Source organism: Psychrobacter sp. NPDC064578, from assembly GCF_044901245.1.
Lineage (GTDB): Bacteria > Pseudomonadota > Gammaproteobacteria > Pseudomonadales > Moraxellaceae > Psychrobacter > Psychrobacter cibarius_C.
Window position 1 is genome coordinate 21,300 of record NZ_JBJDPI010000005.1, and the last position, 23,726, is coordinate 45,025.

26 protein-coding genes are annotated in these 23,726 nt (G+C 42.1%); 9 read left to right on the plus strand and 17 right to left on the minus strand.

Features of this window, described 5'->3' with window-relative positions:
• Window positions 1-300: 300 nt before the first annotated feature.
• Window positions 301-1,182 (minus strand): PHP domain-containing protein, encoded by an 882-nt coding sequence (locus tag ACI2JM_RS07035; RefSeq protein ID WP_404643186.1) that lies wholly within the window; start codon window positions 1,180-1,182, stop codon window positions 301-303.
• A 222-nt stretch (window positions 1,183-1,404) separates the two neighbouring features.
• On the opposite strand from ACI2JM_RS07035, the gene ispZ reads away from it, so the two are divergent.
• The 4 genes from ispZ (at window position 1,405) to mnmD (ending at window position 5,074) form a co-directional block, all read left to right on the plus strand.
• Complete coding sequence (gene ispZ, locus ACI2JM_RS07040; protein WP_045444273.1) at window positions 1,405-1,956, plus strand: septation protein IspZ; 552 nt, start codon at window positions 1,405-1,407, stop codon at window positions 1,954-1,956.
• A 138-nt stretch (window positions 1,957-2,094) separates the two neighbouring features.
• Window positions 2,095-2,424 carry a YciI family protein gene (locus ACI2JM_RS07045; protein ID WP_404643188.1) on the plus strand — a complete coding sequence of 110 codons (330 nt, stop codon included), beginning with the start codon at window positions 2,095-2,097 and terminating at the stop codon, window positions 2,422-2,424.
• 62 nt (window positions 2,425-2,486) lie between these two features.
• On the plus strand, window positions 2,487-2,861 hold the full coding sequence (locus ACI2JM_RS07050; protein ID WP_404643190.1) for a hypothetical protein: 375 nt from the start codon (window positions 2,487-2,489) through the stop codon (window positions 2,859-2,861).
• Between the two features lie 47 nt (window positions 2,862-2,908).
• Window positions 2,909-5,074: a tRNA (5-methylaminomethyl-2-thiouridine)(34)-methyltransferase MnmD gene (gene mnmD, locus ACI2JM_RS07055; RefSeq protein ID WP_404643192.1), complete on the plus strand. Its 2,166-nt coding sequence runs from the start codon at window positions 2,909-2,911 to the stop codon at window positions 5,072-5,074.
• Window positions 5,075-5,091: 17 nt separating this feature from the next.
• On the opposite strand, the gene yiaA is transcribed toward mnmD, so the two are convergent.
• Window positions 5,092-5,649: an inner membrane protein YiaA gene (gene yiaA / locus ACI2JM_RS07060; RefSeq protein ID WP_055124683.1), complete on the minus strand. Its 558-nt coding sequence runs from the start codon at window positions 5,647-5,649 to the stop codon at window positions 5,092-5,094.
• Between the two features lie 195 nt (window positions 5,650-5,844).
• Here yiaA and ACI2JM_RS07065 point away from each other — a divergent pair, with 195 nt between their 5' ends.
• Window positions 5,845-6,477 (plus strand): hypothetical protein, encoded by a 633-nt coding sequence (locus ACI2JM_RS07065; RefSeq protein WP_404643194.1) that lies wholly within the window; start codon window positions 5,845-5,847, stop codon window positions 6,475-6,477.
• A 129-nt stretch (window positions 6,478-6,606) separates the two neighbouring features.
• Window positions 6,607-7,236, plus strand: a complete 630-nt coding sequence (locus ACI2JM_RS07070; protein WP_404643196.1) for a hypothetical protein — start codon at window positions 6,607-6,609, stop codon at window positions 7,234-7,236.
• Window positions 7,237-7,354: 118 nt separating this feature from the next.
• Here the strand turns inward: ACI2JM_RS07070 and ACI2JM_RS07075 are convergent, their stop codons facing one another.
• The 7 genes from ACI2JM_RS07075 to ffh form a co-directional block, all read right to left on the minus strand.
• Window positions 7,355-8,029: a DUF4112 domain-containing protein gene (locus ACI2JM_RS07075; RefSeq protein ID WP_227685382.1), complete on the minus strand. Its 675-nt coding sequence runs from the start codon at window positions 8,027-8,029 to the stop codon at window positions 7,355-7,357.
• Window positions 8,022-8,939: a 4-hydroxybenzoate octaprenyltransferase gene (gene ubiA / locus ACI2JM_RS07080; protein ID WP_060491738.1), complete on the minus strand. Its 918-nt coding sequence runs from the start codon at window positions 8,937-8,939 to the stop codon at window positions 8,022-8,024. The genes ACI2JM_RS07075 and ubiA overlap by 8 nt, the downstream gene beginning before the upstream one ends.
• A 107-nt stretch (window positions 8,940-9,046) precedes the next feature.
• Window positions 9,047-9,289, minus strand: coding sequence for a hypothetical protein (locus ACI2JM_RS07085; RefSeq protein ID WP_060491739.1), 243 nt, complete (start codon window positions 9,287-9,289; stop codon window positions 9,047-9,049).
• A gap of 145 nt (window positions 9,290-9,434) precedes the next feature.
• On the minus strand, window positions 9,435-10,355 hold the full coding sequence (locus ACI2JM_RS07090) for a class I SAM-dependent methyltransferase (RefSeq protein WP_060491740.1): 921 nt from the start codon (window positions 10,353-10,355) through the stop codon (window positions 9,435-9,437).
• A gap of 48 nt (window positions 10,356-10,403) precedes the next feature.
• The gene (locus ACI2JM_RS07095) at window positions 10,404-11,246 is read right to left on the minus strand and encodes an undecaprenyl-diphosphate phosphatase (RefSeq protein ID WP_060491741.1); all 843 of its coding nucleotides are present in this window, start codon (window positions 11,244-11,246) and stop codon (window positions 10,404-10,406) included.
• Between the two features lie 96 nt (window positions 11,247-11,342).
• Window positions 11,343-12,026 carry a tRNA (adenosine(37)-N6)-threonylcarbamoyltransferase complex dimerization subunit type 1 TsaB gene (gene tsaB / locus ACI2JM_RS07100; RefSeq protein ID WP_404643451.1) on the minus strand — a complete coding sequence of 228 codons (684 nt, stop codon included), beginning with the start codon at window positions 12,024-12,026 and terminating at the stop codon, window positions 11,343-11,345.
• Between the two features lie 204 nt (window positions 12,027-12,230).
• Window positions 12,231-13,781 (minus strand): signal recognition particle protein, encoded by a 1,551-nt coding sequence (ffh, locus tag ACI2JM_RS07105; protein ID WP_404643199.1) that lies wholly within the window; start codon window positions 13,779-13,781, stop codon window positions 12,231-12,233.
• Window positions 13,782-14,253: 472 nt separating this feature from the next.
• Between ffh and ACI2JM_RS07110 the strand changes: the two genes are divergently transcribed.
• Window positions 14,254-15,045, plus strand: coding sequence for an inner membrane protein YpjD (locus ACI2JM_RS07110; RefSeq protein WP_404643201.1), 792 nt, complete (start codon window positions 14,254-14,256; stop codon window positions 15,043-15,045).
• A 123-nt stretch (window positions 15,046-15,168) separates the two neighbouring features.
• Here the strand turns inward: ACI2JM_RS07110 and purU are convergent, their stop codons facing one another.
• Window positions 15,169-16,098, minus strand: coding sequence for a formyltetrahydrofolate deformylase (gene purU, locus ACI2JM_RS07115; protein WP_404643203.1), 930 nt, complete (start codon window positions 16,096-16,098; stop codon window positions 15,169-15,171).
• A gap of 202 nt (window positions 16,099-16,300) precedes the next feature.
• Entirely contained in the window at window positions 16,301-18,748 is a 2,448-nt protein-coding gene (locus tag ACI2JM_RS07120) for a hypothetical protein (protein ID WP_404643205.1), read from the minus strand.
• Window positions 18,749-19,233: 485 nt separating this feature from the next.
• Here ACI2JM_RS07120 and rpmB point away from each other — a divergent pair, with 485 nt between their 5' ends.
• Both rpmB and rpmG read left to right on the plus strand, forming a co-directional pair.
• On the plus strand, window positions 19,234-19,470 hold the full coding sequence (gene rpmB, locus ACI2JM_RS07125; protein ID WP_010201401.1) for a 50S ribosomal protein L28: 237 nt from the start codon (window positions 19,234-19,236) through the stop codon (window positions 19,468-19,470).
• Between the two features lie 133 nt (window positions 19,471-19,603).
• A complete protein-coding gene (gene rpmG / locus ACI2JM_RS07130) occupies window positions 19,604-19,759 on the plus strand; it encodes a 50S ribosomal protein L33 (protein WP_045444249.1) in 156 nt (51 codons plus the stop codon).
• Window positions 19,760-19,922: 163 nt separating this feature from the next.
• On the opposite strand, the gene ACI2JM_RS07135 is transcribed toward rpmG, so the two are convergent.
• The 6 genes from ACI2JM_RS07135 to fghA form a co-directional block, all read right to left on the minus strand.
• Complete coding sequence (locus ACI2JM_RS07135) at window positions 19,923-20,234, minus strand: hypothetical protein (protein ID WP_045444246.1); 312 nt, start codon at window positions 20,232-20,234, stop codon at window positions 19,923-19,925.
• A gap of 185 nt (window positions 20,235-20,419) precedes the next feature.
• Window positions 20,420-20,731, minus strand: coding sequence for a hypothetical protein (locus ACI2JM_RS07140; RefSeq protein WP_045444243.1), 312 nt, complete (start codon window positions 20,729-20,731; stop codon window positions 20,420-20,422).
• A gap of 121 nt (window positions 20,732-20,852) precedes the next feature.
• Window positions 20,853-21,230, minus strand: coding sequence for a hypothetical protein (locus ACI2JM_RS07145; protein ID WP_404643208.1), 378 nt, complete (start codon window positions 21,228-21,230; stop codon window positions 20,853-20,855).
• 120 nt (window positions 21,231-21,350) lie between these two features.
• Window positions 21,351-22,043 (minus strand): ribulose-phosphate 3-epimerase, encoded by a 693-nt coding sequence (gene rpe, locus ACI2JM_RS07150; protein WP_055124691.1) that lies wholly within the window; start codon window positions 22,041-22,043, stop codon window positions 21,351-21,353.
• Between the two features lie 111 nt (window positions 22,044-22,154).
• On the minus strand, window positions 22,155-22,436 hold the full coding sequence (locus ACI2JM_RS07155; RefSeq protein ID WP_374190061.1) for a TIGR03643 family protein: 282 nt from the start codon (window positions 22,434-22,436) through the stop codon (window positions 22,155-22,157).
• A 318-nt stretch (window positions 22,437-22,754) separates the two neighbouring features.
• Window positions 22,755-23,645, minus strand: coding sequence for an S-formylglutathione hydrolase (fghA, locus tag ACI2JM_RS07160; RefSeq protein ID WP_404643210.1), 891 nt, complete (start codon window positions 23,643-23,645; stop codon window positions 22,755-22,757).
• Window positions 23,646-23,726: the final 81 nt, after the last annotated feature.

Sequence of the window (23,726 nt, forward strand, 5' to 3'; positions counted from 1 at the left end):
AAAAGCCTAAATCAACAATAATAAATGGTATGATTTTTTACTTTATACCATTCCCGAAAACTTGAGTAGATAAGAAAGCGAGTGTCGGCACTACATTTTGTAAACTAAATGGGAATTAACCCCGACAATTTTATTTTTGAAAATGAAGACCACTCATCTAGTGTGGCAATTTCTGTCGCAGTTATCAATCTATTTAGTGCCTTCATGCGTCAATATATGACGCCTGTTTTTTGGATAACCTGTCAATTGATGTTTCAGCTTAGTCAACATTTAAAACTGTACTCAGCAATGAATTTTTGGCTAAGAAAACATCGCAAAAGACTGCCAAACTCCCTGCTGATCAGGGTTCATTGTCGGTACATCACCCAAACGACGCCACGGCATATTGCTACCATGAAAGTCACTACCGATCGAGGCGACAAGATTATGCTGAGCGATACTGCTATCGACCATTCTGCGAGTACTAACCGGTTCGCTATTCGACGGCAGCTCACAAGCATCGCCACCAAGACCAGCAAACTCTTCAATCAGTTTACGGACTCGTGTTGCTGAAAGCTGATAACGCGTGGGATGCGCCAACACCGCCTTGCCACCACAAGCATGGATCAGCTCAATGCCGTCAGCCATGCTCAGTGCATCAATCGCCACATAAGCAGGCTTATTGTCTGCCAAATACTTATCAAAGGCTTTTTGTACCGTCTTGACTTCATCACGCTCAAACAATACTTGACCAATATGCGCACGCCCGACTGCTTGCGGATTGCCGCCAGCTTTATCAAGTACGGCTTGCCACAGCTCATCATAGTTAATATCTAATAGCGCGCTGAGCTTTTCAGTGATTCGTTGACCACGCGTGGCACGGCTATCCTGTAATTGTTGCAGCGTTGCATGCATTTTTTCGCGATCGGTAAAATCTAACCCCAGCACATGGATGATTTTATTGGTTGATTTATTTTTGCCATAACCACCAATAAGTGTATGCTCACAGCTTATCTCGACCCCATTAATCAGCTGCATATCGCAGGCAATGGCAGCCGCACGTGCCTCATCAATTCCTGCCAGCGTATCGTGATCGGTCAATGCCAATACATTGACGCCGGCCGCATGGGCGCGCTGCACCACTTCCGTTGGTGCATAAGTACCATCAGAGCAAGTGCTGTGACAATGTAAATCGAATTTCATAAGAGAAGCCTTAGCATTAAAAATTAAAAGTGTAGAAAATAAAAAAATGAGCACATTGGCAATAAGCCGTTATATTTGGCAGTTGTCATGATTATGAGTCATAATCATCAGATATTGCTACGCAGGCCCGTGATATAGCATGATTATCGTGTTGATTACTTTTTTTTGGCACAGTAGACGTGTAAACTACCCCATACGTTTTTGTCGGACATCCCCTTTGCTATGAAAGCTTTATTAGACTTTATTCCCTTAATTGCCTTTTTTATTGCTGCTCGCTATAGTGGTATCCTAGCGGGGGCAGGTGCGTTACTCATCGCCACCATCATCGTTTATGCCATTCATTTTATTCGCCAAAAAGGCACGTTTGATAAACAGCAATGGGTTGTCTTACTATTAACCATTTTGTTTTGTGGTGGTACTTTATTATTGCGTGATGATATCTATCTGCGTTGGAAGTCACCTATTATCAACGGTATCTTTGCACTAACACTTTTAGTCAGTGCTGCGATTAATAAGCCACTGATGCAACTGGCGATGAAAGATGTTTTTTTGCTGACGATGAGTGGTTGGAAAAAACTCACTCTCGCTTGGGCACTATTCTTCGCCTTTATGGGCATACTGCATTATATCACAGCGTTTACGATGTCAGATGAGGCATGGATTAACTTTAAAACTTATGGCTGGATTCCGATTATGTTGGTATTCGTCATCGCCCAGTTTGCCGTATTAAAAAAGCACCTCAACCCTGCGCTCACGGATAAAACCGTCAAATAATACTCAATTTATCATTTTATAATAGAGCCAATGCTATTTCTAAATGCCAATAGCGACAATCATTAATCGCAATTAGCTCAGGCGCATTAAGCAAAACACTTTAAATTAATCATAATTTTTATTAATCGAGGAAGTCTCATGTCCTTATTTGCCATTATTGGTCATGACGTGGCCAATAGCAGCGCACAACGTCAGATTACCCGCGCTGAACATGTCGAACGCTTGCAAGCTTTAGATCATGACAATCGACTGATTATCGCTGGTCCAACACCTATCGAGCATGGCAAAGGCGAGATGTCAGGCAGCCTAATCATTGCTGACTTTGACTCTGCAGAAGCAGCGCAATCATGGGCAAACGATGAGCCTTACTTACGTGATGGCGTGTACAGTCACGTAGATATCAAACCCTTTATCCATACATTACCAAAAGCGGATGACAACGCATCAGTTAAAGTAGCAAAATCGTGATTCAGTGCCTATCTTTGTTAAAAAGTCGCTCTTATCAGCGTAGCATTGTTAGTATGATTTTTATGGCTACTGTTTCAGTACAGGCTGCGCCGACGGTGACGGCTATCGATGTGGCTGATCCAACACTCACGACACCCGTGCCAGCTCAACCAATATCGACCGCTCAACCAACAAAAAACTCAGTGATGAATATCAGCGATACATTGGCGGCGCAATTACAACCATCTGATAAGGCGTTATCCGATGCCAATCAGCAGCTATTAAGCCGTAATGCACAGTTGCAGCGCGAGTTGAATGACTTGCAAACTCAAGTGAATGTTTTGGTCTACGAGAGCAAAGGTCAGCTTTTTTTATACGGTGCATTTACTGTGTTAATTAGCTTGCTAGTCGGTATTTTTGTTTCTTGGTTGGTGTTTGTCCGCCGTGAACGCTGGTAACTAGTAGTACCACGCGCTTTTCATTGATTTATCTTATGTGACTTTCTATGTCTAAATCCACGTTCGAATCAAAAGATACTGATACATCGTCGACATCCTCTAAAAACACTCAGTCACTAAGCATTCACTCATCAAATATCACCCCTGCCAAGATTGATTGGCAGATGGATGATACGGGTAATAAAATGCCTGTGTCGGGTGAGTTTGGTGATGTTTACTTCTCAAATGCTGATGGTTTAGCGGAATCGCGTCATGTGTTTTTGACACACAATCAATTGCCTGAACGACTGACCAATCTTGCACCAAATCAATGCTTTACGATTGCTGAATTGGGCTTTGGTACTGGACTGAATTTTCTCGCTACGTGGCAGCTATGGCGACAGCTGCGGGATATACACCCTCAATTAGCAACTGCAAAACTGCATTTTATTACCACTGAAAAGTTCCCGATACCTCGTACCGACCTTACCCAAATACTTGCCTTATGGGGACAACGCGCGCCTGAATTGACAACACTGATTGAGCTATTATTAGCGGCCTATCCGCCTCTTATCGCGGGCTGTCATCGTTTGAGTTTCTTTGATGATAATTTGACCGTTGATATATGGTTTGGTGACGCAGCTGAGAGCTTAGCCAAACTGGCAAATAACTCTTCTAGCTCGCATGTACCTTATGTTGACGCTTGGTTTTTAGACGGTTTTGCGCCCTCTTGCAATAGTACCTTGTGGGCGGATAGTATTTTTGCACAAATGCAGCGTTTATCACGCCCCAATACAACTGCCGCCACCTATAGCTGTGCCGGTATCGTCAAACGTGCGCTGCAAGATTGTGGCTTTCAGATCAAAAAAGTGAAAGGCTTTGGTCGTAAGAACGAAATGCTAACGGCGGTCATGCTAGATACCATAAATTTAACTGACAATAATAATGGCAACAATAGTAAAGACACCAATAGTAAAGACATCACCTTTTACAATAATGCTAGCACCGCCGCGCCCGACCACGATAGCCAATCTGCCAAACCCACTGACAACGTGCCCGCCCATAGCATTGTCGTTGGCGCTGGCGTTTCGGGGCTATTAACGGCTTGGTCACTGGCCAATCGTGGTATTCAAGTGACTTTGCTAGATAAATCAGCACCTTTGGCAGGCGCATCAGGCAACCCTCGTGCCCTGCTTGCTCCCAAGATGACGCCCATTCATCATGTCAATGAACATCTGCATACCATAGGCTATCTCTATAGCAGCAGGCTATATCGATGCCTAAATGTAGACGCTGAAAAATCAGCATTAGTGCCAATACTTGAACCAACGGGCGCTCTTGATCTGCTTATGAAAGCCAATATTGGCACAGAGCAAATCGCTGATTATCCCGATGAGATGGCCACCACACTATCCCATGAGCAGGCGCAAACTGTCAGCGGGTTAAAAACACAAGATTTATCAGAGAATTTGTATTTACCGCAGTCTGGCTTGGTCAATCCACAAGCACTAAAAGATACTATCCTAATGCATCCGCTCATCCACTTTCAGCAAGTAGACGTTAAGGGTATTAGCGAAACAGAAGAAAGTGTTTGTATCGAAGGCAATAATCAGGATAAGCAGACGATATCCATTAGCGCTGATAATGTGGTCATTTGCGCAGCTTTTGAGAGTCATCAACTGGACAAGCGTATTTTTGATTGTCGTAAAATTCGTGGTCAGCTTTCTTGGTTTACGCCCACAACCGAGCAGCTCACCATATTACCCAAAATACCGCTTAAATACAGCGGTTACTGTGCGTTATTTACCGCGCAAACAGGCGATGCACAATTGAACGATGTTGTAGAACAACAATCTCAGTTTTTATTAGGCGCAAGCTTTATACGTAATGATACCGACATAGATATCCGCACAGAAGAGCATCAGATTAGCCGAGACAAACTAGTGACTGCCATTCCTGAGATGGACTCGATTATTCCAACAGATATTAGTTTGTGGCAAGGACGAGCGGGGATTCGCACGCAAACGCCTGATTATCACCCCATCGTTGGAGCGTTAGCAGACAGCAAAAGAATTTGGGTAATGAGTGCGATGGGTGCTAAAGGGTATGCCATTGCACCAATATGTGCTGAAGCGTTAACAGATATGATGTTAGGAGCATTTGCCCCCTTATCAACAGCGATGCTTGCGCGCCTGTCGTCAAATCGTACGCGTTTACAAACACCGCTTACTTGAAATTTTTAGTCAAAGGCTTAATCACTGCCTTCCATTCTAGATTTAACTGCACCAAAAAGTGATTTTCCAGTGTCAGAGTCGCGGGACTCTTGATGACCAATTTTAGTACTACTTTGAGTGTCAGTCGTAATCATTGGTGCAGTTAAAGTGCGAATCTGTGCTTCGTCACGGGTGTTTTTTTGAATGGTCACTGCAGCAAATAAACTCATGGTAAATGCCATCATATAAAAGCCCTTTTCACTTAAGCTTAAACTTCCCGCATTCATCAGACCAATAGCGATTAGCGCAATGGACAATCCAAGAGCCGCCCAGCTGATTAGATAATACATATTGGTTGTTGGAATACCTTCGCTACGATCACGAAGGGTTTTTTGCAAACTAATTGCTGAATAAAGACCTAGCGCCAGCACCGCTATATAATAGCCTTTTTCATTTAATAACATACTCTGTGCATTCCATAAGCCAAGTAAATACGCTAGGACACCCACCAACATCACCGCCCAAGAAGTCCCGACATAAGCAGTAGTTGGTTTATAAGCGGCTAGCTGACTCTTCGTAATCGTGTCATTATTCATCATCTTCCTTAATTAGAAATAGGCAAGCACTTAGTCGTAAAATATATAGTGGTAAGATACATGATAGCGAGATAAACAGTAGCGAGATACAACTTTTATCGACCGCTATTTTGCCTTAACATAACACAAGCATGTTATATTGTAATCTAAAAACTTTTTTTTAATAAATAGCATTTTTTATGACAGAGTCCCGACATGTCTTTTTTTACCTTACTCATTTTGCTTAGCCTAATTGTTATTGTGCCCATATTTTTTGTGATGAAAGAAAAGTCTAAGCACACACAGATTGCTTCTATACAGCGGCATCAAGAATACTTGGCTTCTGCAAATCTTGTCGCTACCCAGTCTAAAGCAGATATGGCGGTAAACAACGAGGTAAATCATGAGCGAGCTAACGGGCTCAGCACGATTAATTTTTCAGCTCGACATCCTTTTATCAAGCTACTTTATGACGAGCAAGTACCTAAGACGTTTCGATCTGTGATGGACGATATTGGACAACAATATGAGTCTACCCATCATGAAGAAATCACTGAATCACAGCTATTTACTCTCAATAAACTCATCACCACACGTGTTCCAGAATTGATTGGCGACTACCTTAGCCTCGATCAACATTATGCCAAAACAGTCATTATTGATACCGACAAACAAAATACCAGCTATGACATGGTATTAGATCAATTAAACTCGATTTTAGACTTTTCTCAAAAGCTCAATATCCAAAGCCAAAGTGGCGTTGTAGACAAGCTACTTGCCAGCCGTCGATACTTAGATGACGTGTATAAAGAAAGCGGTATGGCAGCCGACAATCTAAAACTGAAATAAGTAATGCCTGTAGATAGTAAGCAAAAAATTGATAACAATAACAAATGACGGTCATACTTGACTGTGAGGGATAAATAAGTCTACGTCGTTCACTATATTTGAACAAAAACTCTGCCAATGGATAGCCGTATGATTATGAAAATCGATGCTCTTACAATTGCAAAATCAAAACCCTTTTTTCAGGCGATTTCTGCTATTTTTTTAAGTCTTTCACTATTGAGTGCTTGCCAAAAAGCACCAGAACCTGAGACAGATAACGAAACAATCTCTGAAGCGGCAGTACAAACCACACCCGTGACTAGCAATATTAATGTTGATACGATTGCTGATAATGGTGATGATATCGCAAATTCTGAAGTAAGCTCAGAACAAGATGTAAGCTTAACTGAGCTGGAAAATGACCTTGGTGCAACAGACTCGGTAGCAAACAATACTGCCATAGCACCAAATCCAGAACAAGCTATTAAAGGCGCGCAAATTACTGATGTCCGTTATAAAAATGCGGCTGGTGAATCACTCTCGGTCGTTTTTGAAACCTCAGCAGCAGGCGTACTCAACGCTATCATTAGCCTACCGAACAAACCAAAAATGACACTAAATGCACCTGAAGGTCAAGGCAATAACCCAACTTATCAATCAAGCGATGGCAGCATCGAGCTGGTCAGTCATGCTGGTGGTGGTACTATCGACCTTGTCCAAAATAACAAAATCACTAGCTTTGATGCAGTCAGTGCCGAAGCAGAAGTCATCACTGAGTAATTGATTAAAAAATACAGCTTAGAACCTTTAAAAATTTACATAAAAAAATCTCTTGAGCATTAAAAAGGCGACAAATATTTATGATATTTGCCGCCTTTTTAATGCTATTAACTTTTCTCTAGCCAAATCCAGTTACGTTGCCAAACAGACTGACCAGCCAACTGATTACTGCCCACAGTCCCCAACCAACCACTACAATAACGATCAATCCCAACAGATCAGGAATGTGCAAATACAACCACGCAATGATAGGATTGTGCCAAAAAGCGCCAAAACGGCTACGCTGTTTGTCTTCTAGCGATTGATGCAAAAACGGCCGATCCATGTGCATCGTTTCAGTAATACCATATTCATCGTGCAGATGCTCATGCACGATGCCTAAAGTCTTACGACTGGGGCGAATAAAAATATCGAGCAGCGTGCCAATACCCGGTACGATACCAACGACCATATCAATGAGTGCCAGTCTGACCGCAGGCGTCATTTTATGCGCTGGTACTCCCAGCTGACGCCCTAATACAAAAGCATAGCTGGTTAAAGCCAGTCCCGCTAAATCTCCTGCCAGCGGAATCGTCGAAAGCGCCGCATCTGCACCCATGCCTTGTTTGGTAAAAGGCACACGTACCAGCGAATCCATCGTATTAGCAAACTTAGCCAATTTACGCTCGGTGGCGATCACTTGTTCGCGTGTTAATCCATGCTCAGCTAGCTTTGCTTGATAATCGATGACAGGTGCATTGGCATCAGAAGATTTTTTCGCTTTTGACTTTGAGAGCTTTTTGAAATTATCCATTTAAAGTCGTCCATAGACAAGCGATTGCAATGAGAGCAAAGACGTAACGCCCTACCCATATATTGGCTAAAAACGCCTGAAAACAGGCTCTTGCATTACGAGTAGCACAAGCGCTATTTTGCTTAGCAAACATCATCGCAACTAACGCCAAGCCAAATACTGGCGTCAGGCCTAAGCTTGTCGGTGCAAAGTAATGCCAAATGACCGCGCCCATAATAAGCAAAAACAATGTTTGTAGCAGCGAGATAATAATCACATCATAGCGACCAAATAATATCGCCGTTGATTTGACCCCAATTTTTAAATCATCTTCACGGTCAGCCATAGCATACTGGGTATCATAAGCCACGGTCCAACACATATAAGCGACAAATAACAGCCAACACCATATATCAGGCGCGCCTTGTATCGCCACATACGCCATCGGTATCGCCCAACCAAACGCCGCTGCTAAAAATACTTGCGGCAAATGGGTAAAACGCTTCATAAATGGATAAATGAATGCCAATAACGCTGCGCCAAGCGACCAGTAAAATACGGCTATCGGCAAAAAGAACAGCAAACTGGCACTGAGTAATACCAATACTAAAAAAGCAGCGACTGCTTCTTTAGCAGACAGACGCCCATCAGCTAATGGACGGCCTTTGGTGCGGGTCACATGACCATCGACCTTACGATCGGCAAAATCATTGATCGCGCAACCTGCCGCCCGCATAAAAATTGCGCCAAGCGCAAAAATCACCAACATCTTAAGACTTGGTAGAGCTGCACTTGAACCTTGCTGTTGCGCTTGACCCATCGCCGCCAGCATTACGCCCCATAGCGTTGGCCATAATAATAGCTCAATACCTACTGGTTTATCAAAGCGCGTCAGCTGCAGGTAAGCTTGTAGTTTGTCGTTAAATGTCATGGCTTTTTATTATCATTAATAGAAGGTTTTTTTGTGCGTGTTTGCCTACTTTTTCGGCAGCTCTTATATGAAGTGCTATTACATTGAATTATTAATACATTGGCGAGCTACTGAATTTGCTGCCACAATTTGTTGGCCTCGATGAGCGACAGCTCAGGATATTGTTTGCGTAAGGCTTTAATGGCAGGGATTTTGTCTTTTGGTGCGGCTTGTTGACGCAAAAATGCCACATAATCTTCAGGACGACTGAACTCTTTTAAACGGGCTTCCAACCTTAATATTCGGGTGCGCAAAATGATATTTATTAATAATAATCCTGCACCCATGATCCAAATAATTAGCGTCGACATTCCCTTCTCCTAAATCTAATCACTCTCAATTTTACAAATATGGAGTTGCTAACTGCGCGCTCTAAGCTCAATAACTGAGTCAAATAACTTAGTTCAACAGCTAAGTTCAATCGCTAGGCGCATTTATTATGATGAGAAACGGCTATTAAACAAAATAACCATCAAAGCGTACGGCTTCGTTATGCCAGCTCTCACTTGGTTGTTGATGCGCAAGTAACGGCGCAAATTGCGGACGCTTAACGACCACGCGCCCCTGTATGTTTGTGTTCTGTCCCTTTTGACGGATGACTGCTTGCGCACTTTGTAGCAACTGTTCTTCTTGTTCTAGCGTTGGTGGGCTAGCCAATTGGTGTAAGGCTTGCATATGCTTGCCCACTTTAGCGCCTTTACCCGTTTTGCTATCTTGGTAACTGTCTTCCGGAAACATAGGATCCAGATACACCACATCGACTGCTTTCATATCGATTTCTTTAGTGTCATCTATCGCATCCGCTGCTAGAGTTGCAAAATAGCCAAGCGCATCGGTATTGATAATATGCAGACGGCTCATCAGCTTTTGCCAATTTGCTAGCACACTCATACGCTGCTGTTCTACTAACAATAACAATGCCATCAAGGGCTGTTGCTCGAGCATAATGACCTGTGCGCCCGTACTGGCTAATATCAAGCTGTCATGACCAAAGCCTGCTGTGGCATCGATAACATGACTGTCAGATGTGATTTTGACTGCTTGTAATAATAACTCAGACTTACGCCCCGCACTCACCACACGGCGTTGCAGCTTATCCCATTCTGGTGCAACGCTTAACCCATCGCTCAGCCATGATAGCTTGTTTTTTTCATCCAACAACAATATAGGTTGGGTAGCTGTCTGGCTTAACTGCTGGCGCCGTTTTTGACTAAGCTTATCGGTAAACAGCTCAAGGTGTAAAATAATGGGCAGCTGATGTGCAATGATCAACGCTTGTATATCTGCAACCTGACTATGCTGCGACTCGCTGACATAGTATAGTTGGCAGTGCATAATGTTACTACTCTGTTTGAACCCTTGGCGTGAAGCAGTCATCTCTACTTTCCTATTCGCGGCAGGCTAGACCCAATCCTACAATCGGCTCTAGCCTGCCATTTGATAACCGAAACCCCAAGCCGCTATTAATACAATGATGCCAGTAATAATGCGTAACCACGCAAATATTTTAAAATCGCGACGACTGACCCATTCTACTAGCAAACGGATACAGAGTAAGGCGACGATAAATGACACCACCGTACCTATACCTAATACCAGCCAATCCTCGCTATTGGTTAATACGTCATGATGCTTTAGCAAATCCAATAATGCCGCGCCCACGATGACTGGAATACCCAAAAAGAAAGAAAATTCAGCGGAAGCTTTACGTGAGACGCCGAGCCATAGCGCGCCGATAATTGTCGCGCCTGAGCGTGATGTTCCCGGTATCAATGCCAGACATTGCAGCAGACCAATCATCAACGCGGTTTTTAGGCCGACGTCTTCTGCTTCTTGCGCAATAATCGTTTTCGGGCGATTTTCTACATAGAATATCAATAAACCACCGATAATCAGCATAATGGCCACGACGATGGGATTAAATAAATATGATTTAATCTCATCAGCGAAGGTGAAGCCAACGATCATCACTGGAATAGTCGCCACAATCAAGCTAAGTCCTAGCTGGCGTGGATTACTCATGCCTTCAGCTTTGCCTGTCAGCAGACCCATAAGCGCTTGCCATAGTCTGTCCCAGTAATCATAAATGACCGCTAAGATAGCGCCAAGCTGCACCACTACCACAAATAAATCGACTTTTTCTTTGGTCCAAAAGCCCATCAAATCCGCTGATAAAATCAAGTAGCCAGTGCTAGAGATGGGTAAAAATTCAGTGATACCTTCAACGATACCCATGATAACAGCTTGAATTAATAAAATGATATCCACGATGGCTTTCCTAAATATGGATCTATTGGCTAATAGTGTTTTAGAGTATTTTTATATTTTATATAGCGCTGATAATAGCTGGCATTAATATGATGGTTACGCCTTACTTTGCTCTTTGAGCGTTTTCCACGCTTGGTTGCGCAGATACTTTGGTAAAGCTTGCGAAGCTTCTGTGCCGCCTGTCGCCATAAATTGAGCCATACCAAGCTGCCCTATCACAGTAGCATCAGGGTGAATATCTGCCTGAATGATCTGACCGTCATGTAATGTTAATAACGGCGCACCATTGCCAGCAATGGGAATATTAAGCACGGTCTGGCTGTCATAATCGAGCAACTGCTCGGTATCTTCGCCATTTTCTTGATTAACCGCCTGCATAAGGTTGTCTATTAGCACATATTGCCCAAAATAAACTTGCTGCATACGCGCATCAAGGGCGCTATACACTTCGGTCACACCATATTTTTGATACGCCGCTTGCGCAATCGCTTGTAGGCTTGAGACTCCTACACAAGGAATATCATGGGCGACAGACAATGCTTGTACTACTGCCGTATTAATCCGTATGCCACTAAAGGCACCAGGACCACGGTTAAATATCAAAGCTTGTAAATCAGCAAGGTTGAGCTTAGCCTCGGACAAAGCGGCGTCAATCATCGGTAGAATTTGCTGGGTTTGCTGGCGTTTACCCGTCTCCGTATGACTCGATAGCACTTGACCACTGGCATCTAAAATCGCGATCGAACACTGATCAAACACGGTATCCATTGCTAAAAACATCATAACCTCGGCCTATTCACTTAGCATTATAAAACAGCGCCTATCATAGCATTTAGGATAGGCAAATTTTATTAATTTCTAAATTTTCATATTTAATCCATCAATATTTATGGGAACATGACAGACATAAAAAAACCCAAAGCGACTTGCACCTTGGGGTTTTCATTAAGAATTCAATACTATAGCAATCTAAGCATCTATCAATTAAAAACGGGTTTTAAACTTTTTTGGCGCTTGATTCTGCATTTCCTGCATTTGTTTTTGCATCTCTTCGGTGCTTGGCATGTTGTTTGGATCCAGACCCATCTGCTTAGCCATTTGTTGTGGGTTCACATCCTTGACGCCGCCTTGCTGACCGCCGCCACCAAATAAAGGACCGCCACCGCCGCCACCAGCACCGCCGCCACCCATCAACCCTTGCATCGATTTCATCATTTTACTGATACCTTCAGGCTTAGAGATCATTTTCATCATTTTTGCCATTTGTTTGTGTTGTTTAAGCAAACGATTGACGTCTTGAATCTCACGTCCAGAACCTGCGGCAATACGGCGCTTACGGCTTGGGTTAATTTTATCGGGATTTTTGCGCTCAAATGGCGTCATCGAATTAATCAACGCTTCCATCTCACGTACTTTTTCTTCTGGCTTAGCATCTTCGACTGCTTTTTGCATATCCGAGCCGCCCATACCTGGCATCTTATCTAAGAAGCCTGCCATGCCGCCCATGCTTTTCATTTGCTGAAACTGGATCAATAGATCCTCAAGGTCGAAATCACCGCCCTTTTGCATCTTTTTCGCCATTTTTTCGGCTTTATCACGGTCGATTTTTTGTTCAACTTCTTCGACCAAACTCAGTACGTCACCCATACCAAGTATACGTTGAGCGATACGTTCAGGATGGAACAGCTCTAACGCGTCTAATTTTTCACCGCGACCTAAAAACTTAATCGGTTTGCCAGTAATCGCACGTACAGAAAGTGCCGCACCGCCGCGAGCATCACCATCAGTCTTAGTTAAAATCACACCTGTTAATGGCAGCGCATCATTAAAGGCTTTGGCGGTATTTGCCGCATCCTGACCCGTCATCGCATCGACGACGAATAGCGTTTCAGAAGGATTGACCGCAGCAGTTAATGCTTTGATTTCCTCCATCATCGCTTCATCAATAGCCAGACGACCAGCAGTATCAATAATCAAAATATCTTGGTACTGAATCTTTGCTTCTTCGATAGCACGTAAGGCAATATCAATCGGGTTTTCGTCGCTACTTGAATTAACAAACTTGGCATTCACTTGACCTGCCACTTGCTCAAGCTGAGCAATCGCCGCTGGACGATAGACGTCAGCGGATACTAGCATCACCTTTTTCTTATGACGCTCTTGTAAAAACTTCGCCAACTTACCAGCCGTGGTGGTTTTACCTGCCCCTTGCAAACCAGCCAGTAAATAAACAACTGGTGGCTTACCCGTCATCTCAAGCTGCTGATTGGCACTGCCCATCATTTCGGTCAGTTCGTCATGGACGATTTTGACAAAGGCTTGCCCTGGTGCCAACTCTTTGAGTACTTCTGCACCAAGCGCTTGCTCTTTGACGCGCTTTACAAAGTCACGGGTGACGGGTAGCGCGACGTCGGCTTCTAGTAGCGCCATACGCACTTCACGCAGGGTATCTTTGATGTTGTCTTCGGTCAACTGCCCAGTACCGACGATATTGCGCAGGCTCGACGATAAGCGTTCTGTTAAGGTATCAAACATAAATAACTCTCAGTTAAAATAATTCTTGGTGAAAACAATATTTACTTAAAATAATGCTTACTTAAAACAATACTTAGTGAAACTGGCTTCAGCTTAAATGGCGGATAAATATTATTAGGGAATACTGTAAAGTATTTAATCGTATCTTCATAAAAACAATGATAAAAAACAGTCTATTATCAACACTATAGCACCAAGAAGATGCCAAAATTATAATGATTTTGCAAATACAGCATTACCAAAGCTTGGCGCGGCACTTTATGACTTATAGACAATCGCTTTATAAGCTAGGCATATTAGCGCTCATTCAAGCAAACTTGGACAAGCATTTATAAGGAATAAGCAAGTTGGTGCTCAATTGGCACCCATTTTATGATAAATTGGACGATTATTCTAATCATTCCGATAATACCACTTTAGCATTAAATTGAGCGGCTATTTTACGCTCAGTATGAGATGAGGCATTATATCTGTGCACTTTGCATTCTTACTTGCTAGCCTAGCCTATATCTTAGTCAGCGCTTACCTTAGTTGGGCGCTGACTCGGGATAAGCCTATCCATAAAGGCATCAGTTTGGGATTATTGATGGTCGGCATGCTCGCGCATGCGACGCTACTTTATCCTTATGTTGTGACGCTTTACGGGCTAAATTTCAATCTTTTTAATATCATTAGCCTAATCAGCTTGTTCTTTTTGTTCTTCTATTTTTTATTTTGTTTATATCGCCCTATTGTCAGTCTGGGCATACTGGCAGCGCCAACAGCATTGGTAGGGTTGACAATTGGCTACATTGGCCGTGCACCTTATCAACCCATTACGAATATCAGTATTGGGCTTGAAGCTCATATATTACTGTCGCTTGCGGCGTATTGTGTGCTGCTGATGGCAGCAGTGCAAGCGCTATTTTTGCGCCTACAAATACGCGAACTCAAGCACCACTCTATTCATCGCTTTTGGGTGAATAAACTACCGTCACTACAAAGTATGGAGAGTCTATTATTCGATATGCTATTGGTCGGTTTTGTCCTACTAAGTATCGCATTGGGCATTGGCTTTATCTATGTAGAGGATTTGATGGCGCAGCATATTGTGCATAAGACCGTGTTTAGCCTGCTGTCTTGGTTATTGTTTGGGGCGCTACTGGTCGGTAACTGGCGTGCTGGATGGCGGGGCAAACGTGCCGCCAATATGACTATCTATGCTTTTATCCTATTAGCCATCGGCTTTGTGGGCAGCAAGTTTGTGTTAGAGATGCTGATATAAAATCAGCGCTGCAATAGCAATAGGTCCAGAAAAAAGCCGTGAGTATTAATGAATAAGACTCACGGCTTTTTTTAACCTTCTGTTAACCAGCACTTCTCAATTTAAAATCGCTCTAATTAAAGGCTAATTAAAAACCACGGTTTTATTACCCGCTACAATCACGCGGTTTTGTACATGCCAGTTCACAGCGCGTGCCAAGACATTACGCTCGATATCACGACCAATAGCGCGCAGCTCCGTCACACCTTGACGGTGAGTGACTCGGTGTACATCTTGCTCAATGATAGGACCTTGATCAAGCTCAGCGGTGACGTAATGCGCAGTCGCGCCGATGAGTTTCACACCTTTATCATAAGCTTGACGATAAGGGTCAGCTCCCACAAATGCAGGCAAAAATGAATGGTGAATATTGATGACTCGCATCGGCCAACGCTTGACAAAATCAGACGACAATATCTGCATATAACGCGCCAACACTAGCAAATCATTGCCTTCCATCAACTCATGAATTTGCTCTTCTGCCTCTGATTTATTGTCTTTGGTCACTGGCACATGATGGAAAGTGATGCCAAAGTTTTCTACCGATTGGCGCAAGTCTTCGTGATTACTAACGACAGAGGTAATCTCGCAGTCAAGTAAACCTCGCTGATGCCGCCATAACAAATCCAACAATGCATGATCAAACTTTGATACTAAAATACCAACTTTCGTCTTAATCGCATTATCATGTAAACGCCAAGCCATGTTATGGCGCTTGGCTACCGTATGCGCAAAACTGGCTTCAAAATTCTCAATGATCTCGCTCAATCCTGCCAAAGCAAACTCTAAACGCATAAAATATTGACCACCCTCATGAGCAGTTGAATATTGATCGAGAGTGATAATATTAGCACCATAGCGATGAATAAACTCAGATACCGCTTGCACGATCCCGGCTTGGTCACGGCATTTAATCAATAGCGTGGCAGTATCGATTGCCGTCTTGTTAGGCAGGTTATTAGATAGTTTATGAGATGAGTTTTTTGCTGAAGTAATCGTTACAGTGTCTGACATAGTGCGCCCAATCAAAAAATTAAACTTGCTACTGACTTTCAATACGGTCATTAGCATAGGAAACCGACTATTCTAATCGCTTTTACCTAACTTTGCTGATTGAGTTGGTTGTATTTCGTTATTGAGGTTATAAATACGAAAACCCCCAACGCGAGGTTGAGGGTTTTGTTCATAATTTAATATCACTTAGCTTAAAACTGACTTAGTTGCGACTTGTGCAGGCTTCAACACCAAATGGACTAACCCAATTCGGACGTATTGGCTCACTAATATCAACATCATCTATGAGAACTGGGAAGCTTATTGCACGAGACTGCTGTGACTCACTACCATCTACGCTAGTATTGACGGTAACTTTTGCTTTATACCATTCTGCATACTCTTTTGGATAACGTATTGAAAAATCAACTTTACCAGCGCCATCCGTTATAAAATTAAAATTTTGACTAGAACTAACTTCATTGCCATCTTTATCAAGTACTGCTGCGACGTTGATAGGATCTAGTTGTCCATTACCGTTAAAATCTTCACCTGGATCTAATATACCGTTGTTATTAACGTCTTCATTTTGGCAAGAGAAAAGTGGATTTCGAATCCAAACTTTGTCGCCAAATATATTTCTACCAATATCAAATCCACCTTTTAGGTAACTATCAGGATTCAAGTTAATAGATACTGGCTGATTAATTGCTGGTTTACCAGTGCTATTAAGCACACTAATTGAACCTTTTTGATAATAATATACTTGACGATCACCAGCAGATATTTTATCAGCAAAAGCAAAGCTGATAAATGTTGATCTGGTCTGCACTGAAAGCTTTGTTTCTGCAAGTGTGACACTAACTGGCTTCTCTTTGCCGTCTGGCAACTCGATCAATCTTACTTCAGCTTCTATGATGACACCATCTGTCTTAGTAGGGTTCTGTCCTGCGTTATAGACAACTCTTGCTAAACCACTACTATCAGTATAAGCAATCCCTTGCCCTAAACTACCTCCAGATGCATCCTTAGTCGTCGTAAACTGTACGATAGCATTTTTCACTGGTGCATCATCATTATCTAATACACGAGCAATCACTTCAGTGGAACCGCCAATACTTAGTACTGAACGCTCAGTTTGTAGCAGCAGCTTAGTAGGGCTAATAGATACAAAGCTTAGCACGGTTTCTTTGGTGTTATCTGGTTGTCCTGTACGCTTATGTGTGGCAGTTATCGTGGCGCTATCAGGTACATTAGATTCAATGAAGAACTCAACCTTTTTATTTGCCACTTTTAGTATTCGACGAGAGCTACCTAGGCTTTCAGCTTCATTCATGCTCTCAAACACTTTACCTTTATTAGTTGAGATAACAACATCATCACCGTTGCTACCATCGGGAACATTCAAGGTTATTTTCTTTCTGACCCCAACTACGATATCAGTAGTTTGTGCAAAATTCATACTTGAGCTGACAGCAGACCCTACCGTCAGTATGTTAGAAATGCGCTGACTACTCTCAGTACCCTTAATCTCAATACTAAATACATAACTGTCATCATCTGAAGTTTTTAACGTAGCAGAGTTTAAATCAAATCTAAAATTACCATTATTGTCAGTGCTACCAGTACTTACTTCTACGTTATTATTATATAACACTACATTTGCACGATTGATAGGCTTCGCTGCACCGTCAAGAATTTGCCCAGATACTGAGAAATTCTCTCCTGTACTTACTATGTTTTTGGAAGATACCACATTACTCGCACGAGTACCTGACACTATAATAGGAAAACTTTGCTCAACGATACTATTCTTTTCATCATCAACAACGATGGTTAGTAGACTCTCATGGTTTAATTGAGCGTCGATACTTACTCTGCTCTGTACTAGCTGAACAGCGATAAGCCCTTGCTCATTAGTGACTTGCTTAGAAGGACTGCTTAGAGACAAGCCATATAATGCAGCATCAGTGATGCCTATAATCACAGGAACACCTGCAACAATACCGCCTTTTTTATCAGTAACTCTAATATTTACTGTTGCTGTATCTGCACCGGTCAATAACTCAGTTTTATCAGATGAAATAAACACATCATAAACATCATCTTTTTGAGTATTGGTATTATTTTCTTTTCCGAATAGGGTGATAGATTGCTGAATGCCATCAACGCTAACTTCTACTGTTAAACCAGTTTTAATAAGGAAATCACTTTGAGCCGCAGTCAACTTATTTGTTGCTTGCAGCTCAATAACTGCCCTACCTTTTTCGTCAGTAACAACTCTAGAGCTAGAAGTACTAAACAGCCCTGTAGCTTTAGGATCAGTGATCTTAAAGGTAACGGTCTTATTGTCTAACACACCGTTATTATCATCTAGTATAAGCGCCTCTATTTTTATAGAAGTGTCTTTTGCCATATTTACGTTAATACTAGTATAATTAGATAATATGTATATTTCGCTTGCTTTAATCGTTGACTCTTCTTGATCGCCTGAACCTTGATCACCAGGATTTTGATTGTCTGGAATAACTGGAACCAATCCAATATCCGGTGCAGGTGCAACAGAATCCACAGTATCACCGCCACCACCACATCCAGCTAGAGTTAGTGATATTGTTAACGCCGTAAGCTGAAATAATTTAGAGGTAAAAGGTAATGAGCTATATGACATGTTTTGGACTCCGCGTCAGCAGTAATTTATTTGAGCAAATAAACAAAAATCATTACACAGAATCATAGTAGATTGGTAATGATACATAGATTTACATTAATACCCGTTGTATTAACAGATTGTATTAAATATATAACAGCAACTTTACTGACTTTTGTCATAACTTACAACTAAAAATTAATTTTTACTATTAAATAATCAACAACATAGCCAGTGAATTTCAGGGTATAATAGCCATCCTTTAGATCGACAATAATCATAAAAATATTTGAGTATTCATCACTTTTATGGTATAAATGTCGGCTTTAAAATTTTCTGAATTGGTACGCTCGTTATTTGCCTTTAGATAACAGCAATATCAACTCAACATTCATATAGTTTTGTTTGGTGCAAAGCTGCCGCTTGCTGTGTCCATGCCGCAAAAACGTGCAACTTGCCCAGACTGGTATGAGAAAAACTCATACCTCATAGATTAGGAGTTCGCCATGTCTCGAGTTTGCCAAGTGACTGGAAAGCGACCTATGGTGGGTAATAATGTTTCGCACGCAAACAACAAAACCCGTCGTCGCTTTCTACCAAACCTTCATAACCATCGTTTTTGGGTAGAGTCTGAAAATCGTTTTGTACGTCTACGTGTGTCTACCAAAGGTATGCGCACTATTGACAAACTTGGTATCGATAAAGTGTTAGCAGATATGCGCGCACAAGGTCAAAAAGTATAAGTTAAGACTGGCAGCTTAATATCTCGATAATTTTCGTCATTTAAGCTGCTTTTCTGCTACATCTTATGTAGCGACTTAATATTTTAGATCCGTACCTATCGTTTGAAGACCCCTCATTTACAGGAAAGCTATCATGAGAGATAAAATTAAATTAGTATCAACAGCTGGTACTGGGTATTACTACACCACTACTAAAAACAAACGCACTATGCCTGGCAAAATGGAAATGAAGAAATTCGATCCAAAAATTCGTCAGCACGTGATGTTTAAAGAAGCTAAAATCAAATAATTACTATAATTTATAGAATATATTTTTGTAAATACTTTCTATAAATAAGTTATTTGAAAAAAAAGGGTATATCAATTGATATACCCTTTTTTATGCTTGCTACTTTTTATGATGACTATTTTAATTGACTACTACTACTAGCCAGCTTAACAGCAACTCATCACTAACTATAGTGCGTCGGCTCTTTGTCATAAACATGCGCATGCCATTGGCTCATCTGCTTTTGCATAATCACCTGAATCGCGGCATGAATCATATGCTGACCTATCGCTTGGGTGTCACTACCGAGCAGCTCTTTAAGCTTTTCAGAAAAATCAATGGTCATCAGCGGCGCTTCGTCTTGTTCCGCGTCACGTAACAATAAGCGACCATCTTCTGCCTCTACCAACTCAAGGGTAGTCTCTTTGGCAAATCCTGCAAATTGATCCGTACTTTCGTTATCTACTTCTATATCATTATCGATATCGTATGGCATGAATTGCTTCCTCATTGTCCCGTCTAATACTTGCAAGAAAAATCGCGCGTCGCAACATTATTGTTTTACAGTAATACGGGTAAAACTATCTTAGTCATACAATGGACGCTTTGGTCTTGAAATTCAAGGCTTGTCACATAAGTCTTCTACATAAAGGCTTTTTGGGTATGCTATCACTGATAGTATTAGCGCCAGTAGCGTAATTTTGCCACAGTAAATAAGAAGGCAACAAACATGCCGAGATAATACATGAGCTTTAACTCTAATGTCGGATCTCGATATTTAAACGGTAATGCTACAGTGGCGGTGGCGGTCGGAAATATCAACAGCATAAGCAGCCAATTTTCGATGACATTGAGCCAGCCTTGTAAATCAGTACCGTTACGTAATGATGCCAGTCCTAGCAGCAAACAGGCGATAATTAAGCTGGTGAATAAGCCATTGGGTAGGTCTTTTGGATAGATGATATTGGCAATCTTGGTCGGTATGATTCTCATGTAAAATTCCAGTCACGCTTGCAGCGCGTGACTTAATAATTAAAAATTGTATAAAAACAGCCTATCATAAATATTGCAGTGCACTATATTACCAAACAGCTTTATCTCTGCTCATAAGACTCTAACTGTAAGTACCCATTAACCAAAGCATCGATATACAAGAGGTTAAATAACCCAAGCTAATGGCATTCCAGCTCTCTATATGCATGCCTTTAACTTTGTTAAGTATCTTCGAACCTAGCCAAAAAAACACGGGAATGCCCAGCATAAATGCAGGCACAATGATCGCAGCATGACGTAATACTTCACCAGTATCATCACCCACCATTAGCCGAAAGCCGTAACCTGCCAAACTTAGAACCAAGGCAAATACAGCCAAGCCAATAGTAATACCCTTTGGCACCAGACTGCGTTGCTGTATCTCATTCTGAATTGGCTGCTCAGTGCTTTGCTCTGACTCAGGTGATTCTGACGAATTGATTGAGTTTTTTGTGTCCATATTTCACCTTTACGTAACTTGCCGTTATGCATCGTTATCCGTTATACAGCACATTTTGCTACTATTCTTTTATGACGAAAATGACTGACGAACGTATTTACCAGTCACATAAGACCGTGGTTATTCATTACCATTAGCCAAAGCCAGCTCAGCACGCATAGCATCAATAGCCACTTTATAGTCATCTTGGTTAAAGATCGCCGACCCTGCCACAAACATATCAGCACCCGCTTCGGCAATGGCTCGGATATTACTGGCTTTGATACCGCCATCTACTTCTAATCTGATATCACGACCACTGGTGATGATGCGCTGACGGACTTGGCGCACTTTTTCTAACGTGCCTTCAATAAATGACTGACCGCCAAAACCTGGGTTGACGCTCATCAATAAAATTTGATCTACCTTGTCCATCACATAGTCTAAATAATGTAATGGCGTTGCGGGATTCAATACTAAACCACATTCAGCACCGCCATCTTTGATCAGCTGTAAAGAGCGATCAATATGCCCACTGGCTTCTGGATGAAAAGTGATAACACTCGCACCTGCTTCCAAAAACTGCTCAATCATGCCGTCAACTGGTGAGACCATCAAATGCACATCGATTGGTGCATCAATCCCATAATCACGCAGCGCCTTACAAATCATACTACCAAAGGTAAGATTGGGTACATAATGGTTGTCCATTACATCAAAATGAATCACATCAGCACCTGATTCCAACACCCTTTCAACTTCTTCACCTAAACGTGCAAAATCAGCTGAGAGTATTGATGGAGCGATAAGATAAGGTTTAGAAGGAATAATCATAGTTGAGCTACCTGATTCTGTTGAAATAAAATACGAATAAAATAAAAAGAAATTAAGGACTGACTTAAAAAAATTAAACCTTTAAAGCAATAATATTAAGAACTCAAACCACTAGCGCTGCTTATACTGGGTTTTGCAATAAGCACGACCGACATCGAAGCCTCGCTTAGCTTGGTGTTTGGTCGCGCGATTACTGACACGCTGACGCCATAAGCGAAAAGATGACGGCTTTAGCGCTTGGCGCATCAGCTTAATCACGCCTGCTTCATTGAGACCATAGCTATGCTCTATCGCCGCAAACGGTGTTCTGTCCTCCCACGCCATTTCTATTACTCGTGAGACTTGCGCGTCATCTAGCACTTTATCACCCGATTCATTGACTACAGTTGCGATAAGCTCATCTGAACGTGTCTGTCTGTCATTTGATTCAGTACTAATATCAGCATGCTGATTATTTTTTAGAGCCGCGGTCATATCGGCTTGCATGGTCGCAAGCGATGACTGAACGGTTTGCTGCTTACAAGCCAAACCATCGGCTACTAATGCTGTCAGATTACTTACCATAAAACCTTACCTTTAAAGATGCTTAACAGATATTCAGCCGACTTTCATTTTATATGAATCTATTTTATATCAATAAGTACGCTTGACTAAATAATCAGCGTAACTGTCTGTCAATTTATCGATCAGATCATCATTCTAATACTGGACTTAGCTCATTTGTGCCATACGCCAGTGATGTTCAATATGATCGTTAATCACCGTTTGAATAAAGTAGTAGCTATGATCGTGACCCGCCTGATAACGCAAGGTTAAGGGCTGATTGGCTTTGTCACAAGCGCGTTGTAATTTGGTGGTTTGTAATTGACCCTCTGCTAAAAAATTGTCAGCCGCGCCTTGATCCACTAAGATACTTGCATACTGCTGCCCCGATTTTTCAATCATCTGCGCAGCATCTGCCTGCGCCCATCGTGATTTATCATCGCCGAAGTATTCTGTATAAGCGGCTTGCCCCCATGCCGACTCACTGACCGCGCATACAGGCGATAATGCTGAGACACTCACAAACTTGCCTGGAAACTTAAAGCCCAATAGTAATGCTCCGTGACCGCCCATCGAATGCCCTGTCACGCCGATACTATCAATAGGAAATTCTGAGCGTAACAAGTCATATAACTCATCAACGATGTAGCTTTGCATATTAAAATGCTCTGACCAAGGCGCTTGCGTCGCATCGACATAATAGCTGGCACCCTGACCGACAAAATAGCGGTCGTCGTTTGGCACATCGCTGTCATCACTACTTCGAGGTGATGTATCAGGCGCGATAAGTATCATGCCAAGCTCGCTGCATTTTTGCTGAAAATGCGCTTTGTGGGTGACATTATCAGCATTGCAAGTGAGACCTGATAAATATAGAATCGCTGGACAACGGCGACCAGCAAGCGCTTCATCTGGCAGATAAATGCTAAAGGTCATCGGCGTTTTGGTCGATGATGATTGATGCCTATAGTAATGCTGCTCACCATCAAAACAGCGGTTGACGCTGATCTGCGTGATTTTTGAGTTAGTAGATAAACTGTGTTTATAAGAGTTGTTCATAAGCGACATCCTTTTTATCCAAAGTAAAGTACACGATGACTTATAAAAAGCATTGGTGAAGTAATACTAGTACTTCTCCAA